Annotated in this window: 2 protein-coding genes; one reads left to right on the top strand and one right to left on the bottom strand. The window is 61.8% G+C overall.

The window, feature by feature from the left end; translation table 11 throughout:
* Positions 1-480: 480 nt before the first annotated feature.
* The gene (rarD, locus tag IT40_RS25960; RefSeq protein WP_036761342.1) at positions 481-1,413 is read left to right on the top strand and encodes an EamA family transporter RarD; all 933 of its coding nucleotides are present in this window, start codon (positions 481-483) and stop codon (positions 1,411-1,413) included.
* A gap of 290 nt (positions 1,414-1,703) precedes the next feature.
* On the opposite strand, the gene IT40_RS25955 is transcribed toward rarD, so the two are convergent.
* Positions 1,704-2,312 carry a TetR/AcrR family transcriptional regulator gene (locus IT40_RS25955; protein WP_147307360.1) on the bottom strand — a complete coding sequence of 203 codons (609 nt, stop codon included), beginning with the start codon at positions 2,310-2,312 and terminating at the stop codon, positions 1,704-1,706.
* Positions 2,313-3,827 lie beyond the last annotated feature (1,515 nt).

Genomic DNA, 3,827 nt, shown 5'->3' with positions numbered 1-3,827 from the left:
TCGCCACCTTTCCACGATGATCCTGGTCTCGGCGAGCCCTGGCAAATCGTTGCGGCAAGCACGGCTGTCCGGTCTGAGGAAGCCGCGCTGCAGCGTCGCCGGTCTCTCGACCGGCGGCTCGGGGCCGCCCTTGACTTACCGAGCATACAAGCAGCCGGCAGATCGAACCTCCTCTCCGCATCAAGTGCGGCAACGACTGCCTCGAACAGGTGATGGGCGTCATCGTCGGCCAACGAAGCGCTCAACTGCTCCTTGGCCTTGCAGCGGTTCGGATCATGTAGTTCAGGCACATATCCTTGTCCCACCTCGATCCTCCATCGGGCTGTTACCAACGGAAAAGCAGAGGCCGATCGGGTCGACGCAGGTTTTTCGCGATTCTGGCGCCCCTTCACCCTTGGCGATTGTCGATCAGAGGCCAGCTTATCGGACCAGGCACCGCAACGTCTGGCACGGCCGCGGATTGCAGCATATGCAACCGATATGAGCAGCCCTGCCGATCCCAACAGCGATTCCCCCCGTGGCCTGGTCCTGGTGATCCTGACCTATGTCCTCTGGGGCTTTCTGCCGCTTTACATGAAGGCGCTGGCGCATGTGCCGCCGGTCGAGGTCGTCGCCCACCGGGTGATCTGGTCGCTACCCATCGCGGCGGCGGTGCTGATCTGGCAAGGGCGCGCGGCCGAGGTGATCGCGGCGCTGCGCACACCGCGCCTGCTGGCAATGGCGGTGCTGACAGCGATGCTGATCTCGGTCAACTGGCTGGTCTATGTCTGGGCGATCATCAACGATCACGCGATGGAGGCGGCGCTGGGCTATTATATCAACCCCCTGTTCAGCGTCTTCCTGGGGGCGGTGCTGCTGAAGGAGCGCCTGGGACGGACGCAACTGGCGGCCATCGCGCTGGCCGCGGTCGCAGTTGTCATCATGACCGTGCAGGCAGGCCGCCTGCCGCTGGTGGCGCTGGGGCTGACCCTGACCTGGGGCTTCTACGCCTATTGCAAGAAGAGCCTGCCGCTTGGTCCCAACCAGGGCTTTACGCTCGAGGTCCTGGTGCTGTGCCCCTTTGCGGCGGCCATCCTGCTTTGGTTGACGCTGACCGGGCAGTCGCATTTCGGCACGGGCGCGGGCGCCGACACGCTGCTCTTGCTCGGTTGCGGCGTGGTCACGGCCGTCCCGCTGATGCTCTATGCCAACGGCGCCAAGCTGGTGCGGCTGACCACGGTCGGCATCCTGCAATATATCGCGCCGACGCTGATCTTTCTGTGCGCGGTGCTGGTCTTCGGCGAGCCGTTCGACCAGTCGCGACGCATCGCCTTTCCGCTGATCTGGGCGGCGCTGGCGCTGTATTCCCTGGGGTTGTGGCGGCAATATGGTGCCGCCCGGCGCAAGGCCACCGCGACCGGCCGGATGCAATAGGCGTCGCGACATGGGGACGCAGCATCTACCGGGCGAGAAGGCCGGGTTCCTCGGAGAGCATGGTTCGAGCGGCGAGTCCGAGGATCATCTCCGTCGACCGACGCCTCGCTCAAAGGACATGCTGCCGCACGATGCCCTGCCGGGTCTGCGGGCCAGCGCGACACCAGCAACTCAAGAAGAGCTTGCCGCGACCACCTCGAAAGCCGGTCATGGAAAGCGCGGTATCGGCCCGCCCTCATCAATCACGTCGCCGCAACCAGGCCGAAGGGAAAAGAGAACTCAGGTCGCAGCTATCCGACCAGCCGCTGCAGCAGCAACCGAAGGTTCGCACGCATCTCCGCCAAATCTTCTGGGTCCGGCTTTCCCTGTGGAAGGCGTTCCAGCATCACCTTGTGCAGCGCACCGCAGATGAAGGCGCGGATCAATTCCGCCAGTACTTCCGCATTGTCCTCACCGGCCAGCAGCCCGCCCTTCTTCGCACGGACCAGCAGCCGCTGCATCAGCACGGTCACCGATCGCTCGAAGCGGGTGAGGCGATCGTTCTCCCGCAGCGCGCCGAGCGCCGGCGAATGGAAGGCCAGGAACACGCCCGGATGATCGATGGCCCAGCCGATATAGGCGTCGGCAAGTGCTTCCAGCTGGGCGATCGGGTCAGCACCGTCGATCACCGCCGTGGCCCGGATGCAGCCGTCGTGAAGCCGCAGCAGCGCGCATTCCACCGCCACCTCCATAAGATGCGCCCCGTTACGAAAGACGGACATCATGGTCGAAGGCAAAACATCGAGCGCACTGGCGACCTCTTCGAGACTGGGCGGGTAGCCTGTTTCAGCCAGCAACCTGTGAAAGACGCTGGTCGCATCGGTGCAGAGATTCCTGCCGCTATGGTTTTGACGGGTCATAATTCAATCCTAAGAAACAGCCAGATCGCGGAAACCGGAAGCCCGGGCACGGTGAAGCCGAGCATAATGAAATCATCCATTATGCCCCGGTCATCCGAGGCGAGTGGCTGGTTAAACATATATCTTTATCTGGTATTCGGATCGGTGGGATGCGGCGCGATCCAGGGCGCTATCCGCCCTTCATCGCTGCAGGAGCGGCACTTATCCGGCTCTGCGCAGATCTTTCACCGCGTCGCATTCCCACCACCTCACCCGGCTTTTTGCCCGGGATGAGACAGTCAGCCGCATCGGCATGGCGGCGATGAGGCCGGCGATGCCGAAGACGACATAACAAGAGAGTACCGCGACCCGGCCGTGGCCCAGTGCGAAAGTGATAACCGCCGACGTCATGCCTCCGATGACGCCGGCAACGAGATATGCCAACATATGCCGAATGGTTCCGCCAACAAGGGTTAAGATCGATCTAACAAGGGGTTCAGGCGTGAGGCCAAGTAAACATCGCCTGTGGTATTTCCCACAGACGCTCTCATGCCCGTCGAGTTATCGTCCAAGTTGTGTTTGCTTCAATATTTTCACCTAAACCTCTGCGAGTCATGCCTTTTTCTCCTGGTTTCCGTGCATTGAACTCACTTGCCCTGGGTGAAGACATTGGCAAACATGCAACTGTAGATTGGTCATCCCTTGGAGATTCCTCGCAGGTGGTTGACATTATTAGGAGGGTAATGATTTGCTTTACACTAATAACCCTGACATGATTGCCTTTACATTCGGTCGCGTGATTCTGCGCCTTGCACAGGACGGGACCCCGATCGGCGCGGATACCGTCACTCAGGCACTCATCCGAATTGCAAGCGGTGCCTCCGTCGACAGGGTTTCCCCGGAAATGGCGAAAAGCGCCCTCATGGCGCTGAGGAAACTTGATATTACAGACGAGATGGCACCCTCAGCGCCTACCCCGAAACGTCGCCCGACAGCGATGGCTAACCGGTTGGCGGCGTAGAGGTCTTAGGACCTGTCGGCTTGGGGCGCTATGCTTGGGGGTTGGAAAAGGGCGGACAGGAATTGTGGGGTTGCGTGAACGGACGACGAACCAACAACTGCTCCGCCATGATCGATGCGCCTGTTAACGGCTTCGGCGTCGCCTATGCCCCCGAGGATATCTCCGCCGCGAATATCCCAGCCGGCGCGCTGGCGCGGGTGCTGAATGACGGGTCGCCGATGCTCGACGACTGTTCCTCTGCCATCCAAGCCGACGCCCGAGCCTTCACGCTTCCAAGGCCATGGTCAGCGCACGGCGGTATCGCGACGGGCCAAGCCGGTGGGAGACCCGTCACAACCAATCCATCACCCCGACCAGGTGATCCGGCGATCAGGTGTCGGTGATATGCGCGCAGCTAACCCTTCTGCGCCTTCGGCCTCGGCGGATGCCGCCGGCGCCGCGCGTTCGCGCGCTGCGCATTGCGCAGATCCTTGTTGATCAGGTCGAGATCGAACCATTCCGGATCGAAATGCCCA

Source organism: Paracoccus versutus, assembly GCF_000763885.1.
GTDB classification, from domain to species: Bacteria; Pseudomonadota; Alphaproteobacteria; order Rhodobacterales; family Rhodobacteraceae; genus Paracoccus; species Paracoccus versutus.
Note: the sequence above shows the minus strand (reverse complement) of the source record. Positions and strands in the feature narration are given on the sequence as shown.

Excerpts from the sequence above, each read along its gene's own strand:
- IT40_RS25955 (WP_147307360.1), bottom strand. The coding sequence starts at position 2,312 with ATGACCCGTCAAAACCATAGCGGCAGGAATCTCTGCACCGATGCGACC.
- rarD (WP_036761342.1), top strand. The coding sequence starts at position 481 with ATGAGCAGCCCTGCCGATCCCAACAGCGATTCCCCCCGTGGCCTGGTC.